Here is a 19,290-nt window from a genome sequence, read left to right as displayed (position 1 = left end):
GGTTTGACCGGGATGTTTAGCCGATCAGGCAGGCTGCGCAACCGCCCGAACGACAGGTTTCTCCACGATCGGAAGATTGATCAGCGCGGAAAGCACGCCGAACAGGATCGAGAGCCACCAGATCGGCGTATAGGAACCGAAGCGTTCGAAGACGATGCCCCCTAACAAGACGCCGAGGAAGCCGCCGACCTGATGGCTGACGAAGGCAAAGCCGTACAGCGTCGCAAGCCAGCGCGTGCCGAACATCAGCGCCACCAGCGCCGAGGTCGGGGGCACCGTGGACAGCCAGGTCAGGCCGGAGACCGCACCGAACGCGATCGCCGAGAACGGCGTGATCGGGAACGAAATGAAGGCGAGGGTTGCGAGCGCACGCGTGAAGTAGATGGCCGAGAGGATGTAGCGCTTGGGCAGCGAGTTCTGAAGATAGCCGACGCTGAGCGAGCCGATGATGTTGAACAGGCCGATCGCCGCGATCACCCAGCCTCCGGTTTGCGTCGAGATGCCGCGATCGACCAGGAAGGCCGGCAGATGCACGGTGATGAAGGCGAGCTGGAATCCGCAGGTGAAGAAGCCGAGCACCAGCAGCACATAGGAGCGGTGACCGAAGGCTTCGGCGAGCGCCCTGGTGATGGTCTGCTCATCCGCCGGCGTCGCACTGGCCGTAGTTGCAGCCGGCGGCGTCGAGAGTGCCAGTGACAGCGGGATGATCAGCAGCATCAGGAAGCCGAACACGGAGAGTGCCTGCTGCCAGCCGAAATTGTCGATCAGCGCGACGCCGATCGGTGCGAACAGGAACTGCCCGAATGATCCCGCGGCCGTGCCGGCACCGAGCGCGAGGCCGCGCTTTTCGGCCGGCAGCAGCTTGGTGAATGCCGACAGCACCAGATTGAACGAGCAGCCGGCGAGTCCGAAGCCGACCATGACGCCGGCGCCGATGTTGAGCGACAGCGGCGTCGAGGAATAGCGCATCAGCAGGAGGCCGCCGGCATAGAGCAGCGCGCCGACGCACATCACTCGGAACAGGCCGAAGCGATCGGCGACCGCGCCGGCGATGGGCTGACCCAGTCCCCACAGCAAATTCTGAAAGGCGATGGCGAGGCCAAACACGTCGCGGCCCCAGGAGAATTCATGGCTCATCGGCTGCACGAAGAAGCCGAGCGCCGAGCGCGGGCCAAAGCCGAGCATGCCGATCGCGCAGCCGCACAAAATGATGACGGCGGGGGTACGCCAGCTGGAGGAACGTGAGGCCGGAGCGAGTTCGCCCACTGATGTCGACATGGTATTCCCCGTCTGTCATTGGCGGATTCGCAAAGAGGCGGCCGCGAATGCGTCATTTAATGCATTTGCATGAAAATCCCAAATCAAAAACGGTTGCATTCCACGAGGGGCTGCCGCGGGAGCATTGCGTTTCAATCTGGCCTCGCCAGACGCGTCGGACGACGACCTGACGAGATTGTGTGCGGCAGGACCTAGCCGTCCTCGGCAGAGCGTGCTATTTCTGATTTACTCATATTGAGCATATATGAGGATCGATGAAACCCGCTCCGGCCCCTCGGCCGGATTACTCAGGCCCTACATATACTCATATTGAGTATAAATGACATGCGAGGGAGGCTTTAATGCCGATCACTGAAATCTACGGTCCAGACGATTTTGCCAACCGGCCGCAGGGCCATCTCGCCTCCTCTCCCCGCCCCGCACCGGCTCCCACAGCGCGCGCGCTGCCGACGCCTTCGCTGGGATGGACGGCGGAGGTCGAACGCGCCACCGCCCCGCTCTATGAGCGCGTGAAGCACGTCATCCCCCCGGTCGAGTGGCCGCTGATGGCGCCGACGATCAAGGCGATCAACGACCTGAAGAAAGCGCGGGGCGCGGTGATCCTCGCCCACAACTACCAGGCGCCGGAGATCTTCCACTGCGTCGCCGACATCGGCGGCGACTCGCTGCAGCTCGCGGTCGAGGCCACCAAGGCGGAGGCCAATGTCATCGTCCAGTGCGGCGTGCACTTCATGGCGGAGACCTCAAAACTGCTCAACCCGGACAAGACGGTGCTGATCTCGGATTCGCGCGCCGGCTGCTCGCTGGCCGCCAGCATCACCGGCGCCGACGTGCGCCTGCTCCGCGAAAAATTTCCGGGCGTGCCTGTCGTCGCCTACGTCAACACCTCGGCGGAGGTGAAAGCCGAGGTCGACATCTGCTGCACCTCCTCGAACGCGGTGCAGGTGGTCGAGAGCCTGAACGCGCCAAGCGTGATCTTCCTGCCCGATCGCTATCTCGCCACTTACGTGGCCTCGAAGACCGACGTGAAGATCATCGCCTGGAAAGGCGCCTGCGAGGTGCACGAGCGCTTCAAGGGCGAAGAGCTGCGCGCCTTTCGCGAGGCCGATCCGTCCGTGCAGATCATCGCACATCCCGAATGTCCGCCGGACGTGCTGGCAGAGGCCGACTTCACCGGCTCGACCGCGCACATGATCAACTGGGTGCGCGAAAAGCGGCCACGGCGGCTGGTGATGATCACGGAATGCTCGATGGCCGACAATGTGCGCGCCGAGCTGCCTGACGTCGAGATGCTGCGCCCCTGCAATCTCTGCCCGCACATGAAGCGCATCACGCTCGCCAACATTTTGGACAGCCTGCTGACGCTCCGCGAAGAGGTGACGATCGATCCCGCGCTAGCGGATCGCGCAAGGCGCTCGGTCGAGCGGATGATCAATCTGAAGAATTAACAACACATGCAGCGTCACACACAGCTGTCGTCCCGGACAAGCGTAGCGCAGATCCGGGATCCCCGCGCGAGCGCTCGCGCTCGTCGCGCTGACCACAGGAAGATGTTTGGCGAAGAAAGGCAACGCGCAGCTTCGCACAACAACTTCCGCCGCGGCGTATGGGTCCCTGCGTTCGCAGGGACGACGGCAGAGTGAATGGAGAGAACAATGACCAACAACATCCACAACCTCACCCGCACCGACGATATCGTCATCGTCGGCGGCGGCCTTGCCGGACTGTTCTGCGCGCTGAAGCTCGCGACGCGGCCGGTGACGTTGATCTCGGCCGCGCCGCTCGGACAGGGCGCATCATCCGCATGGGCGCAAGGCGGCATCGCCGCGGCGGTGGCCGAGGGTGACACGCCCGAAGCCCACGCCGCCGACACCATCGCGGTCGGCGGCGGCCTCGTCGACGAGGCGGTTGCACTTGGGATCGCGCGCGAGGCCGCGCCGCGCATCCACGATCTCCTGACCTATGGCGTCCCCTTCGATCGCGATCTCGAAGGCAGGCTCGCCGTGGGACGCGAAGCGGCACATTCGGCCCGGCGCATCGTGCATGTGCGAGGCGACGGTGCCGGTGCCGCGATCATCGCGGCCTTGAGCGACGCGGTGCGCCGCACGCCGTCGATCCGTGTCATCGAAGGGCTCGTCGCCGAAGCCCTCTTGGCCGAGAACGGTGCCGTCGCCGGCCTTCAACTGCGCGAAGCCGGCAATCCCACGGCTCGACCGTTCCTGCTCGCTGCGCGCGCGGTAGTGCTTGCCACAGGCGGCATCGGACATCTCTACGCCGTCACGACCAATCCAATGGAAGCCCGCGGCTCCGGCCTCGCCATCGCCGCGCGTGCCGGTGCCGTGATCGCCGATCCGGAATTCGTGCAGTTCCACCCGACCGCCATCATGGTCGGCCGCGATCCCGCACCACTCGCGACCGAAGCACTGCGTGGTGAAGGGGCGACGCTGATCAACGGCAATGGCGAGCGCTTCATGGCGGCGCGTCACCCGCTCGCGGAGCTGGCGCCGCGCGACATCGTGGCCCGCGGCGTATTCGCCGAGATCGCGGCCGGTCGCGGCGCCTTCCTCGATGCGCGGCAGGCGCTGGGCGCGCGCTTCGCTGACAAATTTCCAACCGTGCATGCGAGCTGCATTGCCGCCGGTATCGATCCGGCCACGCAAGCCATCCCGATTGCGCCCGCCGCGCACTACCACATGGGCGGCATCGCCGTGGATGCGCGCGGCCGCAGCTCGATCGACGGACTCTGGGCCGGCGGCGAGGTGTCGTCGACCGGCGCGCACGGCGCCAACCGGCTCGCCTCGAACTCGCTGCTGGAGGCGGTGGTCTACGCCGCGCGCATCGCCGACGACATCGCCGGCCGCTCGATCCCCGCGCCCGCCCGCCTCCCCGACGCATTGGTGACACCGCGCGGCGGCACGCCGGATGCTCTGGCCGGGAAGCGGCTGCGCGCGATGATGAGCGCCCATGTCGGCGTGATCCGCGAGGGCGACGGCCTCACCGAGGCCGTGCACCACTTCGCCGCGCTCGAACGCGAGGCAACCAGCATCGCGCTCCGCAACGTGGCGATTTCGGCCCTGCTCGTTGCCGCCTCGGCGTGGAGCCGGCGCGAGAGCCGCGGCGCGCATTTCCGCTCCGACCATCCCGCTGACGTCCCTGCGCAGGCGCGGCGAACGATGACGACCCTCGCCGCGGTGCGCGAGATCGCGGAAAGCTTGAGATCCCTGCCGCGCGTCGCCCAACCCATGATCGCCTGACGGAGTTTTCCATGATTACCCCCACCTCCCTGCTCTATGCCGACGCCTTCCTCTCGCCGCTTGCGATCGGCGAAGCGGTGCAGCGCGCGCTCGACGAGGACCTCGGCCGCGCCGGCGACATCACCTCGCTGACGACGATCCCGGAAGCGACCAGGGCGCAAGCCATTCTGGTCGCGCGCCAGTCGGGCGTGATCGCAGGCCTGCCGCTGGCGCTGGCGACGTTGCAGAAGCTCTCGCCCGACATCGACGTGCGCGCGCACGTCCGTGACGCCGCACGCGTTGTCCGCGGACAGCAGGTGCTGACGATCTCGGGGCCGGCGCGTGCCATTCTTACGGCGGAGCGGACCGCGCTGAATTTCGTCGGCCGCCTGTCGGGCGTCGCGACGCTCACGGCCGACTATGTCGCCCGCACCGAAGGCACGAAAATGCGCATCTGCTGCACGCGCAAGACCACGCCGGGGCTGCGCGCGCTGGAGAAGTACGCGGTGCGCTGCGGCGGCGGCTTCAACCACCGCTTCGGCCTCGACGATGCGATCCTGATCAAGGACAACCACATCGCGGTCGCCGGCGGCATCGGTGCGGTGCTGGAGCGCGCCCGCGCCCACGCCGGCCATCTCGTCAAGATCGAGATCGAGGTCGATACGCTGGCGCAATTGCGCGAGGTGCTCGATACCGGGATGGCCGACGCCGTGCTGCTCGACAACATGGACCTTGCGACGCTGCGCGAGGCCGTGCGGATCAACGAGGGTCGTCTCAAGCTGGAAGCGTCCGGTGGCGTCACGCTGGACTCGATCGCGAGCATCGCGGCGACCGGTGTCGACTACGCTTCGGCAGGCGCTCTGACGCATTCAGCGCCGAACTTTGATTGCGCGCTGGATATTGAGATGTGAGATCACCGCTCTGAGCCCGGGGTTGGCTGCACCTCTCCCGCTTGCGGGGGGGCGGCGCGAAGCGCCGGGTGGGGGCTCTCTCCACACTGGGGTTCTCGCCTGTGGAAACACCCCTCCCCGACCCTCCCCCGCGAGCGGGAGAGGGAGCGCACCTTCACTGCCGCGACGATTGATTGCCTCAGCGCCGCTCGCTCGCACCCATTTCCGCAGAACTCTTCGCTTCCTGCGCGAGCTCGGCCGACAGCGCGGCGGTCTGGGCTGGCGTGCCCCAACTCGGTTCCTCGCTGCCGTCACCCCAGGCGCGCGGGCGATAGAAGGTGTGGACGCCGGTCTTGTACATCTTCTTCATCTCGGCGACCCAGGACGGGCGCACCCAGTAGGCATGATAGTGCGTGGACTTGCCCACCTCGGGCAGCCAGATCTGGCCGTCGAGCATCGCCTTCGCGATCTTCTTGGCGCGCTCCCACATCTCGGGCTCGCGGATCACGTCGGCATTGTTGTCGCAGGCGAAGGTGAATTGGCAGGCGAGATGGCGGTGCTTGTTCTGATAGACTGCTCCGCACACGGTGTCGGGATATTTGCCGGAGAACACGCGGTTCATCACGACTTGCGCGACGGCCATCTGGCCGCGAACGGCCTCGCCGCGCGACTCGAAATAGACCGCTTCCGCAAGGCACTTCTCGGATTTTGCCCGCGACTTGTCGTCGAGCGCGAGACGCTCCGCCGGCGATCTGGCGCGCTGGTTGTCGGCGTTGACCTCGCCTTTCGGCGCGACGCTCTCGCCGCTCTCGATATCCTTGGCGATGTCCACTGTGGGCGGCGATAGCGAGGCCGTCACCTTCATGTCGGGATCGGGCATCACGATCAGCGGCTCGGCGCCGGGTTGCCAGCTCTCGATGCTTTCGAGATTGCCGCCGAGCGAGGAACTGCCAAAGAAGAGATTGGAGGTCTTGACGCTGAAGGGATCCCGCACCGGCGTCGTCGGCGCAGTGGTCCGCTTCAGCGCCTCGAGCGGCTGCACCGCGAAAGCGCGCGCGGCGTCGCTGGCCCGCGGGGCATTAGTATATTGCGGCAGCGGTGGCGCGCGGAGCGCCTCCTGCAGCTCGGGATCGAGCGCGGCCGCGGATTCCGGCGACATCGCCTGCGGCAGCGCGGCAGTCTTGGCGCCGAACACCGAGCTGTTGGACGTCGCGGGATCTTGCTGCGCCGGCGCCGCAGCGGGCGCTTCGGGGGTCTCGGTCGGGGTCACGGTTGCGAGGCGATCACCCTTCATGGAGCGATCGACCTTGGGAAAGTCGGAAGCCTGGTAGCGCGGCGCAGCCTGCAGCGCCGGATTGCGGCCGATCGCGCCGGTGACGTCGCGGCCATCGAGGCTCGCCAGGCGAACCATCGCGCTCTGCGGAACCGAGGTGCCGATGGGGCGGGAAAAGCTGTAGGTGGCGAGCTGGATCGAGGACGCCGCGGAGAACACCTGCTTCTGCCAACGCTCGGCGACGCCGGGTTGGCGCGCCAGCAGAGAGGCAATATCCTGATAGCCGGTCTCTCTCGGCATCAATGCGAAGATGCAGAGACCGATGCCGAAGGACGCGAACCGCGCGCCCTTCGGATGGTTACGCAACACAGACATCGATACGCTCACGCTACGCTTACGCCAGAAAAATCGAAACGCAGTACATCCGTGCAATTCGATCTTTATCGTAAGTATCCAATTTAGGTTGCCGGGGCGTTAATCGGCGTTGCGCGTACAGCACACTCAAGCGATCGCAGGTGTTTTCACGGGGTGATCGCGCACGGTGGTAAATGCGTCGTCACGCGAAGCGGTAAACAAGAGGTCAACGCGAATGGTGAAGGAACTCTTGCTGGCGCGTATCATTACGGGACGCGCGCGTGGTTCCTAGTTGTCCGAGCTTCCACCTCGTCATTGCGAGGAGCTCTTGCGACGAAGCTTCCAGGCTGCCGCCGTGGAGAATTTTTGGGTTGCTTCGCAGCGCTCGCAACGACGGGTTGGCGAGAGCATCGCGAAAACAAAAAAGAGGCGGGGTTTTGGCCCCGCCTCTCTCATTCCAGCATTCTAGTTCTGCTTACGCCTGGCTGGCGATTGCCTTGCCGAGTGCGGCTTGCGCCGCTGCGAGACGGGCGATCGGCACGCGGTAGGGCGAGCAGGAGACGTAGTCGAGACCGATGTTGTGGCAGAAGGCGACGGAGGCGGGATCGCCGCCGTGCTCGCCGCAGATGCCGACCTTGAGCTTCGCCCGCGTCTTGCGGCCGCGCGCGACGCCGATCTTGACGAGCTCGCCGACGCCTTCCTGGTCCAGCGCGACGAAGGGATCGACTGACAGGATGCCCTTTGCGACATAGGGACCGAGGAAGCTCGCCGCGTCGTCGCGGCTGATGCCGTAGGTGGTCTGCGTGAGGTCGTTGGTGCCGAACGAGAAGAACTCGGCCGACTCTGCGATCTCGGCCGCGAGCAGACAGGCGCGCGGCAGCTCGATCATGGTGCCGACCTGATAGGTCAGCTTGGTGTTGGTGTCGCGCATCACCGCCTGCGCGGTCGCATCGATCCGCGCCTTGACGAGGTCGAGCTCCATCTTGGTCGCGATCAGCGGCACCATCACCTCGAGGCCGACGGCCTTGCCGGTGCGCTTCTCGGCTTCGACCGCCGCCTCGAAGATCGCACGCGCCTGCATCTCGGCGATCTCCGGATAGGCGATCGCGATGCGGCAGCCGCGGAAGCCGAGCATCGGATTGAACTCCGAGAGCTCGCGCGCGCGGTCAGCCAGGCGCCGCGGGTCGGTATTCATGGCGCGTGCCACTTCCTCGACCTCGGCGTGGGTGTGCGGCAGGAACTCGTGCAGCGGCGGATCGAGCAGACGGATCGTGACGGGCAGGCCCTTCATGATCTCGAACAGCTCGACGAAGTCGGCGCGCTGCATCGGCAGCAATTTTGCCAGCGCCGCGCGGCGGGACTGCTCGTCCTCGGAGAGGATCATCTCGCGCACCGTGCGGATGCGGGTCTCCTCGAAGAACATGTGCTCGGTGCGGCACAGGCCGATGCCTTCGGCGCCGAACTTGATCGCGGTGCGCGCGTCATCGGGGGTGTCGCCGTTGACGCGGACGCCGATCTTGCGGACCTGGTCGGCCCAGGCCATCAGCGTGCCGAACTCGCCAGACAGCTCCGGCTCGATCATCGGCATGCGGCCGGCCAGCACCTGGCCGAGCGAACCATCGATGGTGATGACGTCCCCGGTCTTGAAGGTGCGCGAGCCGATGCTCATGGTGCCGCGGCCGTAATCGACGCGGATGGTGCCGCACCCGGAGACGCAGGGCTTGCCCATGCCGCGCGCGACCACCGCCGCGTGCGAGGTCATGCCGCCGCGCGTGGTCAAAATGCCTTCGGCGGCGTGCATGCCGTGGATGTCTTCCGGGCTGGTCTCGATGCGGACCAGAATGACCTTGCGCCCGTCGCCCTGAAGCTTGGCCGCTTCGTCCGAGGAGAACACGATCTCGCCGGAGGCCGCACCCGGGGATGCCGGCAGGCCGGTCGCGATCACGTCGCGCTTGGCGTTGGGATCGATGGTCGGATGCAGCAGCTGATCGAGCGAAGCCGGATCGATGCGGGTCACCGCTTCCTTCTTCGAGATCAGGCCTTCATTGGCGAGCTCGACCGCGATGCGCAGCGCTGCCTTGGCGGTGCGCTTGCCGCCGCGGGTCTGCAGCATCCAGAGCTTGCCGCGCTCGACGGTGAACTCCATGTCCTGCATGTCGCGGTAGTGCTTCTCGAGCTGCGTGTAGATCCGCGTCAGCTCCTTGAAGGCCTCCGGCATCGCCGCTTCCATCGACGCCTTGTCGGAGCCCGATTCCTGGCGCGCCTCCTCGGTGATGTCCTGCGGCGTGCGGATGCCCGCCACCACGTCCTCACCTTGCGCGTTGATCAGGAACTCGCCGTAGAGCTTGCTCTCGCCGGTCGAGGGGTTGCGGGTGAACGCAACGCCGGTCGCCGAGGTCTCGCCCATGTTGCCGAACACCATGGCCTGCACGTTGACCGCGGTGCCCCAGGATTCCGGAATGTCGTGCAGCTTGCGGTAGGTCACCGCGCGCGCGTTCATCCAGGATGAGAACACGGCGCCGATCGCGCCCCAGAGCTGATCGTGCGGGTCTTGCGGGAAGTCCTTGCCGGTCTCGCGTGCGACGGCGTCCTTGTACTTGCCGACCAGCTCGACCCAATCCTCGGCGGCGAGGTCGGTGTCGAGCGTATAGCCCTGGCCGTCCTTGAAGGTGTCGAGGATTTCCTCGAAGTGATGGTGCTCGAAGCCGAGCACCACGTCCGAATACATGGTGATGAAGCGACGATAGCTGTCATAGGCGAAGCGGCGGTCGCCCGACAATTCCGACAGCGCTTCCACGGTCTGGTCGTTGAGGCCGAGGTTGAGCACTGTGTCCATCATGCCCGGCATCGAGGCGCGCGCGCCGGAGCGCACGGAGACGAGCAGCGGGTTCTTGGCATCGCCGAAGACCTTGCCGGTCAACTTGCCGACATAGTCGAGCGCCTTCTCAACCTGCGACTGCAACTCCTTCGGATAGGATTTGTCGTGCGCGTAGAAGTAGGTGCAGACCGAGGTCGGGATGGTGAAGCCCGGAGGCACCGGCAGGCCGAGATTGGCCATCTCGGCAAGGTTCGCGCCCTTGCCGCCGAGCAGGTCGCGCATCTCCGTGCGGCCTTCGGCCTTGCCGTCACCGAACGTGTACACCCATTTGCCGGCCTTGCCCGCGGCTGGCGCGGCCTTGGCCGGTACAGTCTTCTTCGGTGCAGGCTTCGCGGCGACCTTCGGCAGAGCCGCCTTGGTCACAGCCTTCGCCGCCGGCTTGACAGCAGCCTTTGCGGCCGTTTTGGCGACCGGCTTTGCGGCAGCTTTGGCGACCGGCTTGGGCGCGCTCTTGGCAAGCGTCTTGCGGGCTGCCGGCGCGGCTTTCGCCTTGGCGGAAGACTTTGATTTCGCTGGAGTTTTATTGGGCTTCGAGGCGGCTTTGGCCATAGCTTGCACACAACCTGCGAGAGGAATGGGAATTCGCGGGCCTTACACCATTTTGGGCGGGCCCGCGCAAGTCGGACAGTTCCGGAAAATGAACGCCTAGAAGCGGAGCCATTTCAGGAGCCCGAGCCCGATCGCACCGTTCACAATGAGGAAGATCGCGACGATCAGGTTGAGGAGTCGCGGCATGATCAGGATGAGCACGCCCGCAATCAACGACAGGATCGGCGAAATGTGGGCGACGGTGATGTGCATGAACTATCTTTCTGTGGAGGTGGGGCGAATCGCGGGCGGATCATAGCCCTCCCGGTTCCGCGAGTAGAGACGCGCAAGACGCGATGCGAGTTCCGGCACCCACGAAAACTGCCTGAAATTGCCGCGAATGCGGCAGGCCTTTTCCCGGAACATTGCGAAGGGTGCATGCATTGGCCAACCGGTCGCGCCAATGACGCGCCCGAAAATAAAATCACGTCGAAGGAGTTGTCCATGCGGAACAGGATTCTCGCTCTTGCAGCGCTCGCGGCCGCGATCGGCTCGCCCGTTGCGGCGCAGGCGCAAAGCGGTGTCACCATCGGACGCGCGCCCGCCGTGGTCGACAGCGCTCCGACCATTGCGGCCGACCAGCGGCCCGCCTTCCGCGACTATGTCGTCGAGCAACGTGTGCCAGCCTTCCGCATTCCGGATCGCATCGTGGTCGGCGCCACCCTACCCGAAAGCGGCGTCACTTATTATGACGTGCCGCAACGCTTCGGTGCCACCACCTATCGCTACACCGTCGTGAACGGCGAAACCGTGCTGGTCGAGCCGCGCTCGCGCCGCATCGTCGAGGTGCTGGACTGACATCGACTGGCTGACATCGACTAGATGTCCGGCGCGTCACATCAGGCTGGCGCGAGCAGTGTTAAATCGGACATCAGGCCCCGCCCGGTCTTCCCCCCGCCGGGCGGGGCTTTTTCTTCTCTGGGGCGGTCCGGAGGACCGAACCCGGAACCTCGAGATTCTCAGGTGCGCAATTGCGCACCATAGCTCGCGCTACGCGCGCCCCGGAATGACAGCGGTGTTTGCCGCGCGACCGCGGCCTCAATCCTGGATCTTCGAGAAATCCGCCACCGCACGCGTGGCGCTGCGGATCTCGTTCAGCAGCTTGAGGCGGTTCTCGCGCACCTTCGCATCGTCGTCGTTGACGCGAACCTTGTCGAAGAACGCATCGACCGGCGGACGCAGCTTTGCCATCGCGCTCATCGCGGCGGCAAAATCCTCCTTGGCAACGGCGGCGCTGGCCTCCGCCTGCACTTCGCCGATCGCCTTTGCCAGCGCCTTCTCCTCGGCCAGACCATAAAGCGCAGCATCGGGCGCACCGTCGAAGCTGCGCTTGTCCTTCTTCTCCTCGATCGAGAGGATGTTGCTGGCGCGCTTGGTGCCGGCGAGCAGGTTCTTGCCGTCGTCGCTCTCCAGGAATTTTCCCAGCGCCTCGACCCGGCGGACGATCATCAGGAGATCGTCCTGACCGCCGAGCGCGAACACGGCGTCGACAAGATCATGCCGCGCGCCCTGCTCGCGGAGCTGGACCTTGAGGCGGTCGGCGAAGAAGGCGAGCAGATCGCTCGGAAGCCTCGTGGCATCGGCAGGCTTCACCAACAAGCCAGCAAGTGCGGAAGCCGCAACCTTCGTGAGCGAGAGCCGCAGGCCGTTTTCGGCGATCAGCCTGATCACGCCCAGCGCTGCACGACGCAGCGCATACGGGTCCTTGCTCCCCGTCGGCTTTTCGTCGATCGCCCAGAAGCCAACGAGCGTATCGATCTTGTCCGCCAAAGCCACCGCGACGCTCACCGGATCGGTCGGCACGCGATCGGTGGGCCCTTGCGGCTTGTAGTGCTCCTCGCACGCCGCGGCGACGGAGGCATCCTCGCCCTGCGCCAGCGCGTAGTACTTGCCCATCAGCCCCTGCACTTCAGGGAATTCGCCGACGACTTCGGTCAGCAGATCCGCCTTGGCCAGATGCGCGGCGCGCGTCGCCTTCGCCACGTCGGCACCGACCAGCGGCGCGATCTCGGCGGCGAGCCTCTCGATGCGACCGATGCGCGCGGCCTGGGTGCCGAGCTTCTCATGGAACACGATCTGCTCGAACTTCGGCAGCCGATCCTCGAGCTTCGTCTTCAGGTCGGTCTCGTAGAAAAACTTCGCATCCGACAGGCGCGGACGGATCACGCGCTCGTTGCCTGATACGATGACCTTGCCGCCATCGGTCGCCTCGATATTGGCGGTGAGGACGAACTTGTTGGTCAGCTTCCCGGTCTTGGGATCCTTGACCACAAAGCACTTCTGGTTGTTGCGGATGGTGGCGCGGATCACCTCGTCCGGGATGGCGAGATATTCCGCTTCGAACGATCCCATCATGACAACGGGCCATTCGACGAGGCCCGAGACCTCGTCGAGCAGCACCTGATCCTCAACCAGCTCGAAGCCTTGTGCGAAGGTCAGCTCCTTGGCGTCGGCGAAGATGATGTCCTTGCGCGCCTGCGGATCGAGGATGACCTTTGCGGCTTTCAACTTCGCTTCGTAGTCTTCAAAACGGCGCACGGAAATCGCATCCGGCGCCATGAAGCGATGGCCGTAGGTGGTCTGGCCGGTCGCGATGCCGTCCACCTCGAACTTCACGACATCAGGCTCTTCCGTCTCAAGCCCGAAGGTTGCAGTGATCGCGTGCAGCGGGCGCACCCAGCTCAGCGATCCCGGCTTGCCCGATCGCGCGCCCCAGCGCATCGATTTCGGCCAGGGGAAGGTGCGGATGATGACGGGCAGGATTTCCGCGAGCACGTCGATCGCGTCGCGGCCGGGCTTCTCGATCAATCCGATGTAGAAATCACCCTTGGGGTCGCGCTGGATTTTTGCTTCATCCAGCGACTTCAATCCCGTCGCCTTCAGAAAACCCTGCACGGCCGCCTCGGGCGCGCCGACTTTGGGCCCGCGGCGTTCGGTCTTGAGGTCAGGCTGGCGCGCGGGGATTCCGTGCACGGTGAGCGCAAGGCGGCGCGGCGTCGCGAACGCTTTCGCGCCCTCGTACACCAAGCCTTCGGCAACGAGCTTGTCGGTGACCAGGCGACGCAGATCGTCGGCCGCCTTAGCCTGCATGCGCGCGGGAATCTCTTCCGAGAACAGTTCAAGCAAAAGTTCGGGCATCAGGCCGCTCCGCCCGCTTCAGTATGGATCCAGGCCTCGCCGCAGGCTTTTGCCAATTCGCGCACGCGCAGAATGTAGCTCTGCCGCTCCGTCACCGAAATCACGCCGCGCGCGTCCAGGAGGTTGAAGACGTGGCTCGCCTTGATGCACTGGTCATAGGCTGGCAGCGCCATCAGATGCGCCTCGCGCTTGTCGTCCTTCCAGCCGGCGTCGAGATATTTCCGGCAGGCCGCTTCCGCCATCTTGAACTGCTCGAACAGCATCGCAGTGTCGGCAACTTCGAAGTTGTGCTTCGAATATTCGCGCTCGGCCTGCAGAAAGACGTCGCCATAGGTAACCTTGGCATCGCCCTCGCGGCCGTTGAAGTTGAGGTCGTAGACGCGGTCGACGCCCTGCACATACATCGCAAGACGCTCGAGCCCGTAGGTGAGCTCGCCCGCGACCGGGGCGCACTCAAAACCTGCGACCTGCTGGAAGTAAGTGAACTGGCTGACTTCCATGCCGTCGCACCAGCACTCCCAGCCAAGGCCCCAGGCGCCCAGCGTCGGGCTCTCCCAATCGTCCTCGACGAAGCGGATGTCGTGCACGGCGGAATCGATGCCGATTGCGGCGAGCGACTTCAGGTACAGCTCCTGAAGGTTCGGCGGCGACGGCTTCATGATCACCTGGAACTGGTAATAGTGCTGCATCCGGTTCGGGTTCTCGCCGTAGCGGCCGTCCTTGGGACGGCGCGAGGGCTGCACATAGGCCGCGTTCCAGGGCTTTGGCCCGAGCGCGCGCAGCGTGGTCGCCGGATGGAAGGTACCCGCGCCCATCTCCATGTCGTAGGGCTGCAGGATCACGCAGCCCTGCTCGGCCCAGAACCGCTGGAGCGCGAGGATGAAGCCCTGGAACGAGCGTTCCGGGCGCATATGGGCGGGCAATGAGGCGTCCATCGTCAGATCAGGCTCTCGCGGGGGGTTTTGAATCGCGCGGGACCGTATCGACGGCGGGGGTGGGAATCAAGGCAAAGGGGGCGGATTCGGGCCAATCAGGCCTCATCCCCGGGAGGTGCCGTAGGGTGGGCAAAGGCGCGCTTGCGCCGTGCCCACCATCTTTCCAGGATTGAGGTGCTGTCGTGGGCACGCTTCGCTTTGCCCACCCTACGGCACCTTACGTGTTGAGAGCGCTACCCCGGCCGGTAAGCTCCGGTCACCGGGTCACGTTTCAGCGTCTGGATGTTCCCCATATGGGCGGCCTCGGCGACACGCGACAGGCGCATCTCCTCCAGCTCCTGATTGATCCGGACAGCGGTCTTGTAGGCCCAGCGGACCACGGCAAGCCCACCCAGGACGCCCGCGAAAGCGACGAACGGCGGCATCTGTCGATCCTCGTCTAGTGCTCAGCCCCCACGCATATTGTTGCGCAGACAGGGCTGCGCCGCAATCGGCACGCCAAGAGGCCAAATGGCGCGGGAGGGCTGCGCCTAGAACCCGAATTTCGCCCAGATCGCCCGCGTCTCAAGCGCCGAGATCAGATCGTCCGGCAGGCCGGCCATTGATTCCATGGCCGAAAGCTGCCCCGCGCCGGGCGATTTGCGGCCCAGAATGCCGGAGAGCAGCCCGGTCGGCTGCGCGATCACGGGGGTGAGAACCTTCTCGCCGTAGCGGGCACGAAGAGTTGAGCGGAGATCGCCGATGCTGTCGGCGAGCCCTAGCGCGATCGAACTCTCGCCGGCCCAGTATTCGCCCGTGAACAGGGCGTCGTCCGCGCCCTTGAGGCGCGCGCCGCGGCTCTCCTTCACCAGGGAAATGAAGATCTGATGGATCTCGCGCTGGAGCGCCTTCAGCTTGGCGACATCGTCGGGGTTCTCGGGGAGGAAAGGATCGAGCATCGCCTTGTGCGCGCCGGCCGTATAGAGGCGCCGCTCGATGCCGAGCCGCTTGATCGCCTCCTGGAAACCGAAGCTGCCGCCGACCACGCCGATCGAGCCGAGGATCGACGAGGGATCGCAGATGATCTCGTCGCCGGCGCAGGCGATCATGTAGCCGCCGGAGGCCGCAACGTCCTCGACGAACACGAGCACCGGCAGCTTCTTCTCCGCCGCGAGCTGCTTGATGCGCAGATAGATCTGGCGCGACTGCACCGGTGAGCCGCCGGGCGAGTTGATCACCAGCGCCACCGCCTTGGCGTGCCGATATGAGAACGCACGCTCCAGCACCCGCGCGACGCCTGCGAGCGTCATGCCCGGGCGCAGCGGCGTCACCGCGCCGATCACGCCGGACAGCCGCACCACCGGCACGACAGCCGTGCCCGGGCGGAAACGCGCCGGCAGACATTGCATGAGCTTGTCGGCCAGGCCGGAACTCTCACGATCTTTCAATTGTTCGGCCATGCCGTTACCTCTGATTAACCATTTCTTATCACGCGACTGTCATTGGAAGTGCCTGGAACGTGTTTTGCAGATTTCCCGTCGGGAGGCTGCAATGGGGCAGCGGAGAACACCATGAAAATCTATCTGCTGATGCTGCTGGTCGGTGCGCTGTTCATGGCGATCCGCTTGACGTCCCCGCAAGAGCAGCAGCCGGAATCGCTTCCGCAGTAAGCCGTCACGGTTCCACCAGCGGCAAGGCCGCTCTCCCCTCCAGAATCTCCGTCACCTCTTTTTTGGACGCGCCCGACTCGTCGTTGAGCATGAGGCCCGGCAGCAATCGCGTCGGAGCCCGGCCGCCTTTGACCGCACGCACCAGCACGCGGATCGCAGGCCGCCCCGCCTCCCCGTGAACCGGCAGGATCGAAAGGCTGCCGAAGCCGCGTGACAGCGCCGCCAGGACATCGGCGATGCCATCTGCGCGCCAGATCAATGTCAGCACACCATTCGATCGGAGGATGCGCCGCGCTGCATGCACCCAGGCATGCAGGGTCTCCTCGGTCGCCACATGCGCGGTGTGACGCGCCTGGTCCGGCGAGCCACGATGCCGGGCCGGATGGTTGAAGGGCGGATTCATCAGCACCGCGTCGACGCTGTCGGGCGACAGCCCGTTTGCCGCAAAGGCCGTGGCGTCGGCGGTGACATCGAGCACGACGGTCTCGGCGGCAAGCGCATTCGCGGCTGCATTGGCGCGCGCGAGCTCGGCCAGCTCCGGATCGATCTCGACCAGGCTCAGCCCGATACCAGCGACGCGCCGGGCCAGCGCCAGCCCGGCCGTGCCGATCCCGGCGCCGAAATCGACCACGCGGTCCCCGGGACGGGCCTCCGTCGCCGCCGCAAGCAGAATGGCGTCGTGCCCGGCTCTGTGGCCGCTCCGCTTCTGCCTCAGGCGCAACTGCCCGCCGAGAAAAGCGTCCTCGGTAATATCTGCGGCCTCACTCATCGCCGCGCAGTTCGTGGCTGAGGCCGGCTTCGGTGAGGAGCTCCCTCGCCTCCTGGGCGTCGTCCTCATGAACCAGGATCCGCCGCGGCAAAATGCCGAGCGAGCCCTCGATGATGCTCATGTTCTGGTCCAGCACCAGATGATGGATGTTGGCGCCGTCGAGCAGCGCGCCGATCGCCGACACCAGCACCATATCGTTGGTCCGAACCAGTTCACGCAAAACGCAAGTTTCCTTGCCTGAAAGGGGGCTAAAGCGGCAAATGTCAATGGTTCCGCGGGCCTTGCCGCATCCGCCGCCAGTTTCTATTGTCTTTCCGTCAGAATAGCCCCTCCGGGGCAAATATTGGAGACCGGCGTGGCCGTCATCGTACCTTTCGAAACTCCCGGCGCGTCGATCGAAGAGCTGGTTGCCCTTGTCGCCCCTGATATGGAGCGCGTCAACGCCACGATCCTGTCGCGGACCGGTTCGGACGTGACCATGATCCCGGAGGTCGCCAACCATCTGATCTCCTCCGGCGGCAAGCGGCTGCGGCCGATGCTGACGCTCGCCATGGCCAACCTCGCCGGCTACACCGGCGACGGCCATATCAAGCTCGCCGCCTCGGTCGAGTTCATGCATACCGCCACGCTGCTGCACGACGACGTCGTCGACGAGAGCGAGATGCGCCGCGGCAAGCTGTCGGCCCGCATGCTCTGGGGCAACGAGGCGAGCGTGCTGGTCGGCGACTTCCTGCTCGGCCAGGCCTTCCGCATGATGGTCGAGGTCGGCTCGCTCCGCGCGCTCGACATCCTCTCTGCGGCCGCCGCCACCATCGCCGAGGGCGAGGTGATGCAGCTGGCCGCCGCCAAGAACACAGCGACTACCGAGGACGAATATCTCGCCGTGATCCGCGGCAAGACCGCCGAGCTGTTCGCGGCGGCCTGCGAGGTCGGCCCCGTCATCGCCAACCGTCCCAAGGCCGAGCAGACCGCCTGCCGCTCGGTCGGCATGAATCTCGGCATCGCCTTCCAGCTCGTCGACGACGTGCTCGACTATGGCGGCAAGAGCGCAAAGCTCGGCAAGAACACCGGCGACGATTTCCGCGAGGGCAAGATCACCCTGCCCGTCGTGCTCGCCTTCCGCCGCGGCAACGACACCGAGCGCGCCTTCTGGATTCGCGCGCTGGAGCGCGGCGAGATTGGCGACAGCGATCTCGATCACGCCATCGGGCTGATGAACAAGCACCGCGCGCTGGAAGATACGCTCAGCCGCGCCCAGCACTACGGCGCCATGGCCGTGGACGCGCTGGCGCTGTTCCCGTCCTCCCCGATGAAGAGCGCGCTGGAGCAGGTGGTGGCGTTCTGTCTGGCGCGGTCGCATTAGGCTTTTTGAGTTTCGGCGCACCGCTAGCGAAACACTCGGTGTCGTCCCGGCGAACGCCGGGACCCACCGCGTGATCTATCGACACAGTGTCGGTGCGAGTACCCATAATAACCAATCTTCGCCAAACCACCCCCTGTGGTTATGGGTCCCGGCGTTCGCCGGGACGACACCGGTGAGATAGGTCCCAGCTGCGCCAACACCGTCATTGCGAGCGCAGCGAAACAATCCAGAAGCCCTCCGCGAAGACAGCCTGGATTGCTTCGCTGCGCTCGCAATGACGGAGTATGGTGCGAAGCCGGCATTCGCCAATTCGCATTTCAAATTACAGTGACAGCTTTTTGCGGATGTGCGGCCCGCCTCCGTCAGCGCTCATGTGGTCCACCCCAGTCACTTGCTTTTTGCAAGTGACTCTCCTACTTTCCCGCCATGCAGCCCAAATCCCCCTCGATCCTGGAATGCCCGGTCGGCCGTGCCGTGGAGACGGTCGGTGAATGGTGGAGCATCCTGATCCTGCGAGATGCGTTTCAGGGTGCGACGAAATTCGACGAGTTCTCGCAAAGCCTCGGCATTGCGCCGAACATCCTGTCGCGGCGGCTTGCCCATCTCACCGCATCAGGCATGTTCGTGCGCCGCCGTTATCAGGAGCGGCCGCCGCGTTACGAATACGTTCTGACTGACAAGGCGCGGGATTTCTTCCCGGTGATCGCTACGCTGCTCGCCTTCGGCAACAAGCATCTCGCGCCCAAAGGCGAATCCATCGTGCTGGCGAACCGAAGCGACGCTCGCCCGTTCAATCCGGTCGTGGTCGACGCTGCCGACATGCAGCCGATCACACTCGCCAATACGATCGTCGTCGCCGGTCCCCGCGCCAGCCGCGGCATGCGCAAGCGGATCGCTTCACTCAAGGCCATGAACCCGGCCGTCGCGCCGGCTGGAGAGTAA

General features: G+C 65.3%; 16 protein-coding genes. 6 read left to right on the top strand and 10 right to left on the bottom strand.

Going from position 1 to position 19,290, the window contains the following annotated elements; genetic code table 11:
* Positions 1-24: 24 nt before the first annotated feature.
* Positions 25-1,278: an MFS transporter gene (locus A3AS_RS0141790; protein ID WP_018323364.1), complete on the bottom strand. Its 1,254-nt coding sequence runs from the start codon at positions 1,276-1,278 to the stop codon at positions 25-27.
* A 341-nt stretch (positions 1,279-1,619) separates the two neighbouring features.
* Here A3AS_RS0141790 and nadA point away from each other — a divergent pair, with 341 nt between their 5' ends.
* The 3 genes from nadA to nadC all read left to right on the top strand — a co-directional run bounded on the left by nadA (position 1,620) and on the right by nadC (position 5,422).
* The gene (gene nadA, locus A3AS_RS0141785; RefSeq protein WP_018323363.1) at positions 1,620-2,726 is read left to right on the top strand and encodes a quinolinate synthase NadA; all 1,107 of its coding nucleotides are present in this window, start codon (positions 1,620-1,622) and stop codon (positions 2,724-2,726) included.
* Positions 2,727-2,933: 207 nt separating this feature from the next.
* Complete coding sequence (locus tag A3AS_RS0141780; RefSeq protein WP_018323362.1) at positions 2,934-4,532, top strand: L-aspartate oxidase; 1,599 nt, start codon at positions 2,934-2,936, stop codon at positions 4,530-4,532.
* A gap of 11 nt (positions 4,533-4,543) precedes the next feature.
* A complete protein-coding gene (nadC, locus tag A3AS_RS0141775) occupies positions 4,544-5,422 on the top strand; it encodes a carboxylating nicotinate-nucleotide diphosphorylase (RefSeq protein ID WP_018323361.1) in 879 nt (292 codons plus the stop codon).
* Positions 5,423-5,600: 178 nt separating this feature from the next.
* Here nadC and A3AS_RS0141770 read toward each other — a convergent pair whose 3' ends face one another.
* The 3 genes from A3AS_RS0141770 to A3AS_RS46355 form a co-directional block, all read right to left on the bottom strand.
* Positions 5,601-7,049, bottom strand: a complete 1,449-nt coding sequence (locus A3AS_RS0141770) for a cell wall hydrolase (protein WP_026202920.1) — start codon at positions 7,047-7,049, stop codon at positions 5,601-5,603.
* A gap of 454 nt (positions 7,050-7,503) precedes the next feature.
* Entirely contained in the window at positions 7,504-10,455 is a 2,952-nt protein-coding gene (gene ppdK / locus A3AS_RS0141765; protein ID WP_026202919.1) for a pyruvate, phosphate dikinase, read from the bottom strand.
* A gap of 96 nt (positions 10,456-10,551) precedes the next feature.
* Entirely contained in the window at positions 10,552-10,707 is a 156-nt protein-coding gene (locus A3AS_RS46355) for a DUF3096 domain-containing protein (protein ID WP_008562090.1), read from the bottom strand.
* A 231-nt stretch (positions 10,708-10,938) separates the two neighbouring features.
* Between A3AS_RS46355 and A3AS_RS0141755 the strand changes: the two genes are divergently transcribed.
* Complete coding sequence (locus A3AS_RS0141755; RefSeq protein WP_026202918.1) at positions 10,939-11,292, top strand: DUF1236 domain-containing protein; 354 nt, start codon at positions 10,939-10,941, stop codon at positions 11,290-11,292.
* A 240-nt stretch (positions 11,293-11,532) separates the two neighbouring features.
* On the opposite strand, the gene glyS is transcribed toward A3AS_RS0141755, so the two are convergent.
* The 6 genes from glyS to A3AS_RS0141720 form a co-directional block, all read right to left on the bottom strand.
* On the bottom strand, positions 11,533-13,632 hold the full coding sequence (gene glyS, locus A3AS_RS0141750; RefSeq protein ID WP_018323357.1) for a glycine--tRNA ligase subunit beta: 2,100 nt from the start codon (positions 13,630-13,632) through the stop codon (positions 11,533-11,535).
* A complete protein-coding gene (locus A3AS_RS0141745; RefSeq protein WP_018323356.1) occupies positions 13,632-14,567 on the bottom strand; it encodes a glycine--tRNA ligase subunit alpha in 936 nt (311 codons plus the stop codon). The genes glyS and A3AS_RS0141745 overlap by 1 nt, the downstream gene beginning before the upstream one ends.
* A 233-nt stretch (positions 14,568-14,800) precedes the next feature.
* Positions 14,801-14,992, bottom strand: coding sequence for a hypothetical protein (locus tag A3AS_RS0141740; protein WP_008131462.1), 192 nt, complete (start codon positions 14,990-14,992; stop codon positions 14,801-14,803).
* Positions 14,993-15,097: 105 nt separating this feature from the next.
* Positions 15,098-16,006: a S49 family peptidase gene (locus A3AS_RS0141735; RefSeq protein WP_018323355.1), complete on the bottom strand. Its 909-nt coding sequence runs from the start codon at positions 16,004-16,006 to the stop codon at positions 15,098-15,100.
* 214 nt (positions 16,007-16,220) lie between these two features.
* On the bottom strand, positions 16,221-16,985 hold the full coding sequence (locus A3AS_RS0141725; protein WP_026202917.1) for a tRNA1(Val) (adenine(37)-N6)-methyltransferase: 765 nt from the start codon (positions 16,983-16,985) through the stop codon (positions 16,221-16,223).
* Positions 16,978-17,205, bottom strand: coding sequence for a DUF2007 domain-containing protein (locus A3AS_RS0141720; RefSeq protein WP_018323354.1), 228 nt, complete (start codon positions 17,203-17,205; stop codon positions 16,978-16,980). The genes A3AS_RS0141725 and A3AS_RS0141720 overlap by 8 nt, the downstream gene beginning before the upstream one ends.
* A 135-nt stretch (positions 17,206-17,340) precedes the next feature.
* On the opposite strand from A3AS_RS0141720, the gene A3AS_RS0141715 reads away from it, so the two are divergent.
* Complete coding sequence (locus A3AS_RS0141715; protein ID WP_026202916.1) at positions 17,341-18,348, top strand: polyprenyl synthetase family protein; 1,008 nt, start codon at positions 17,341-17,343, stop codon at positions 18,346-18,348.
* Between the two features lie 426 nt (positions 18,349-18,774).
* A complete protein-coding gene (locus tag A3AS_RS0141710) occupies positions 18,775-19,290 on the top strand; it encodes a helix-turn-helix domain-containing protein (RefSeq protein WP_018323352.1) in 516 nt (171 codons plus the stop codon).

The organism is Bradyrhizobium sp. WSM2793 (assembly GCF_000379585.1).
GTDB lineage: Bacteria > Pseudomonadota > Alphaproteobacteria > Rhizobiales > Xanthobacteraceae > Bradyrhizobium.
Note: the sequence above shows the minus strand (reverse complement) of the source record. Positions and strands in the feature narration are given on the sequence as shown.

Bases quoted from the DNA above. Each gene is read 5' to 3' on its own strand.
- A3AS_RS0141780 (WP_018323362.1), top strand. From the start codon at position 2,934: ATGACCAACAACATCCACAACCTCACCCGCACCGACGATATCGTCATC.
- A3AS_RS0141740 (WP_008131462.1), bottom strand. From the start codon at position 14,992: ATGCCGCCGTTCGTCGCTTTCGCGGGCGTCCTGGGTGGGCTTGCCGTG.
- A3AS_RS0141710 (WP_018323352.1), top strand. From the start codon at position 18,775: ATGCAGCCCAAATCCCCCTCGATCCTGGAATGCCCGGTCGGCCGTGCC.
- nadC (WP_018323361.1), top strand. From the start codon at position 4,544: ATGATTACCCCCACCTCCCTGCTCTATGCCGACGCCTTCCTCTCGCCG.
- A3AS_RS0141770 (WP_026202920.1), bottom strand. From the start codon at position 7,049: ATGTCTGTGTTGCGTAACCATCCGAAGGGCGCGCGGTTCGCGTCCTTC.
- A3AS_RS0141745 (WP_018323356.1), bottom strand. From the start codon at position 14,567: ATGGACGCCTCATTGCCCGCCCATATGCGCCCGGAACGCTCGTTCCAG.
- A3AS_RS0141790 (WP_018323364.1), bottom strand. From the start codon at position 1,278: ATGTCGACATCAGTGGGCGAACTCGCTCCGGCCTCACGTTCCTCCAGC.
- A3AS_RS0141755 (WP_026202918.1), top strand. From the start codon at position 10,939: ATGCGGAACAGGATTCTCGCTCTTGCAGCGCTCGCGGCCGCGATCGGC.
- A3AS_RS0141735 (WP_018323355.1), bottom strand. From the start codon at position 16,006: ATGGCCGAACAATTGAAAGATCGTGAGAGTTCCGGCCTGGCCGACAAG.
- glyS (WP_018323357.1), bottom strand. From the start codon at position 13,632: ATGCCCGAACTTTTGCTTGAACTGTTCTCGGAAGAGATTCCCGCGCGC.
- A3AS_RS46355 (WP_008562090.1), bottom strand. From the start codon at position 10,707: ATGCACATCACCGTCGCCCACATTTCGCCGATCCTGTCGTTGATTGCG.
- A3AS_RS0141725 (WP_026202917.1), bottom strand. From the start codon at position 16,985: ATGAGTGAGGCCGCAGATATTACCGAGGACGCTTTTCTCGGCGGGCAG.
- nadA (WP_018323363.1), top strand. From the start codon at position 1,620: ATGCCGATCACTGAAATCTACGGTCCAGACGATTTTGCCAACCGGCCG.
- ppdK (WP_026202919.1), bottom strand. From the start codon at position 10,455: ATGGCCAAAGCCGCCTCGAAGCCCAATAAAACTCCAGCGAAATCAAAG.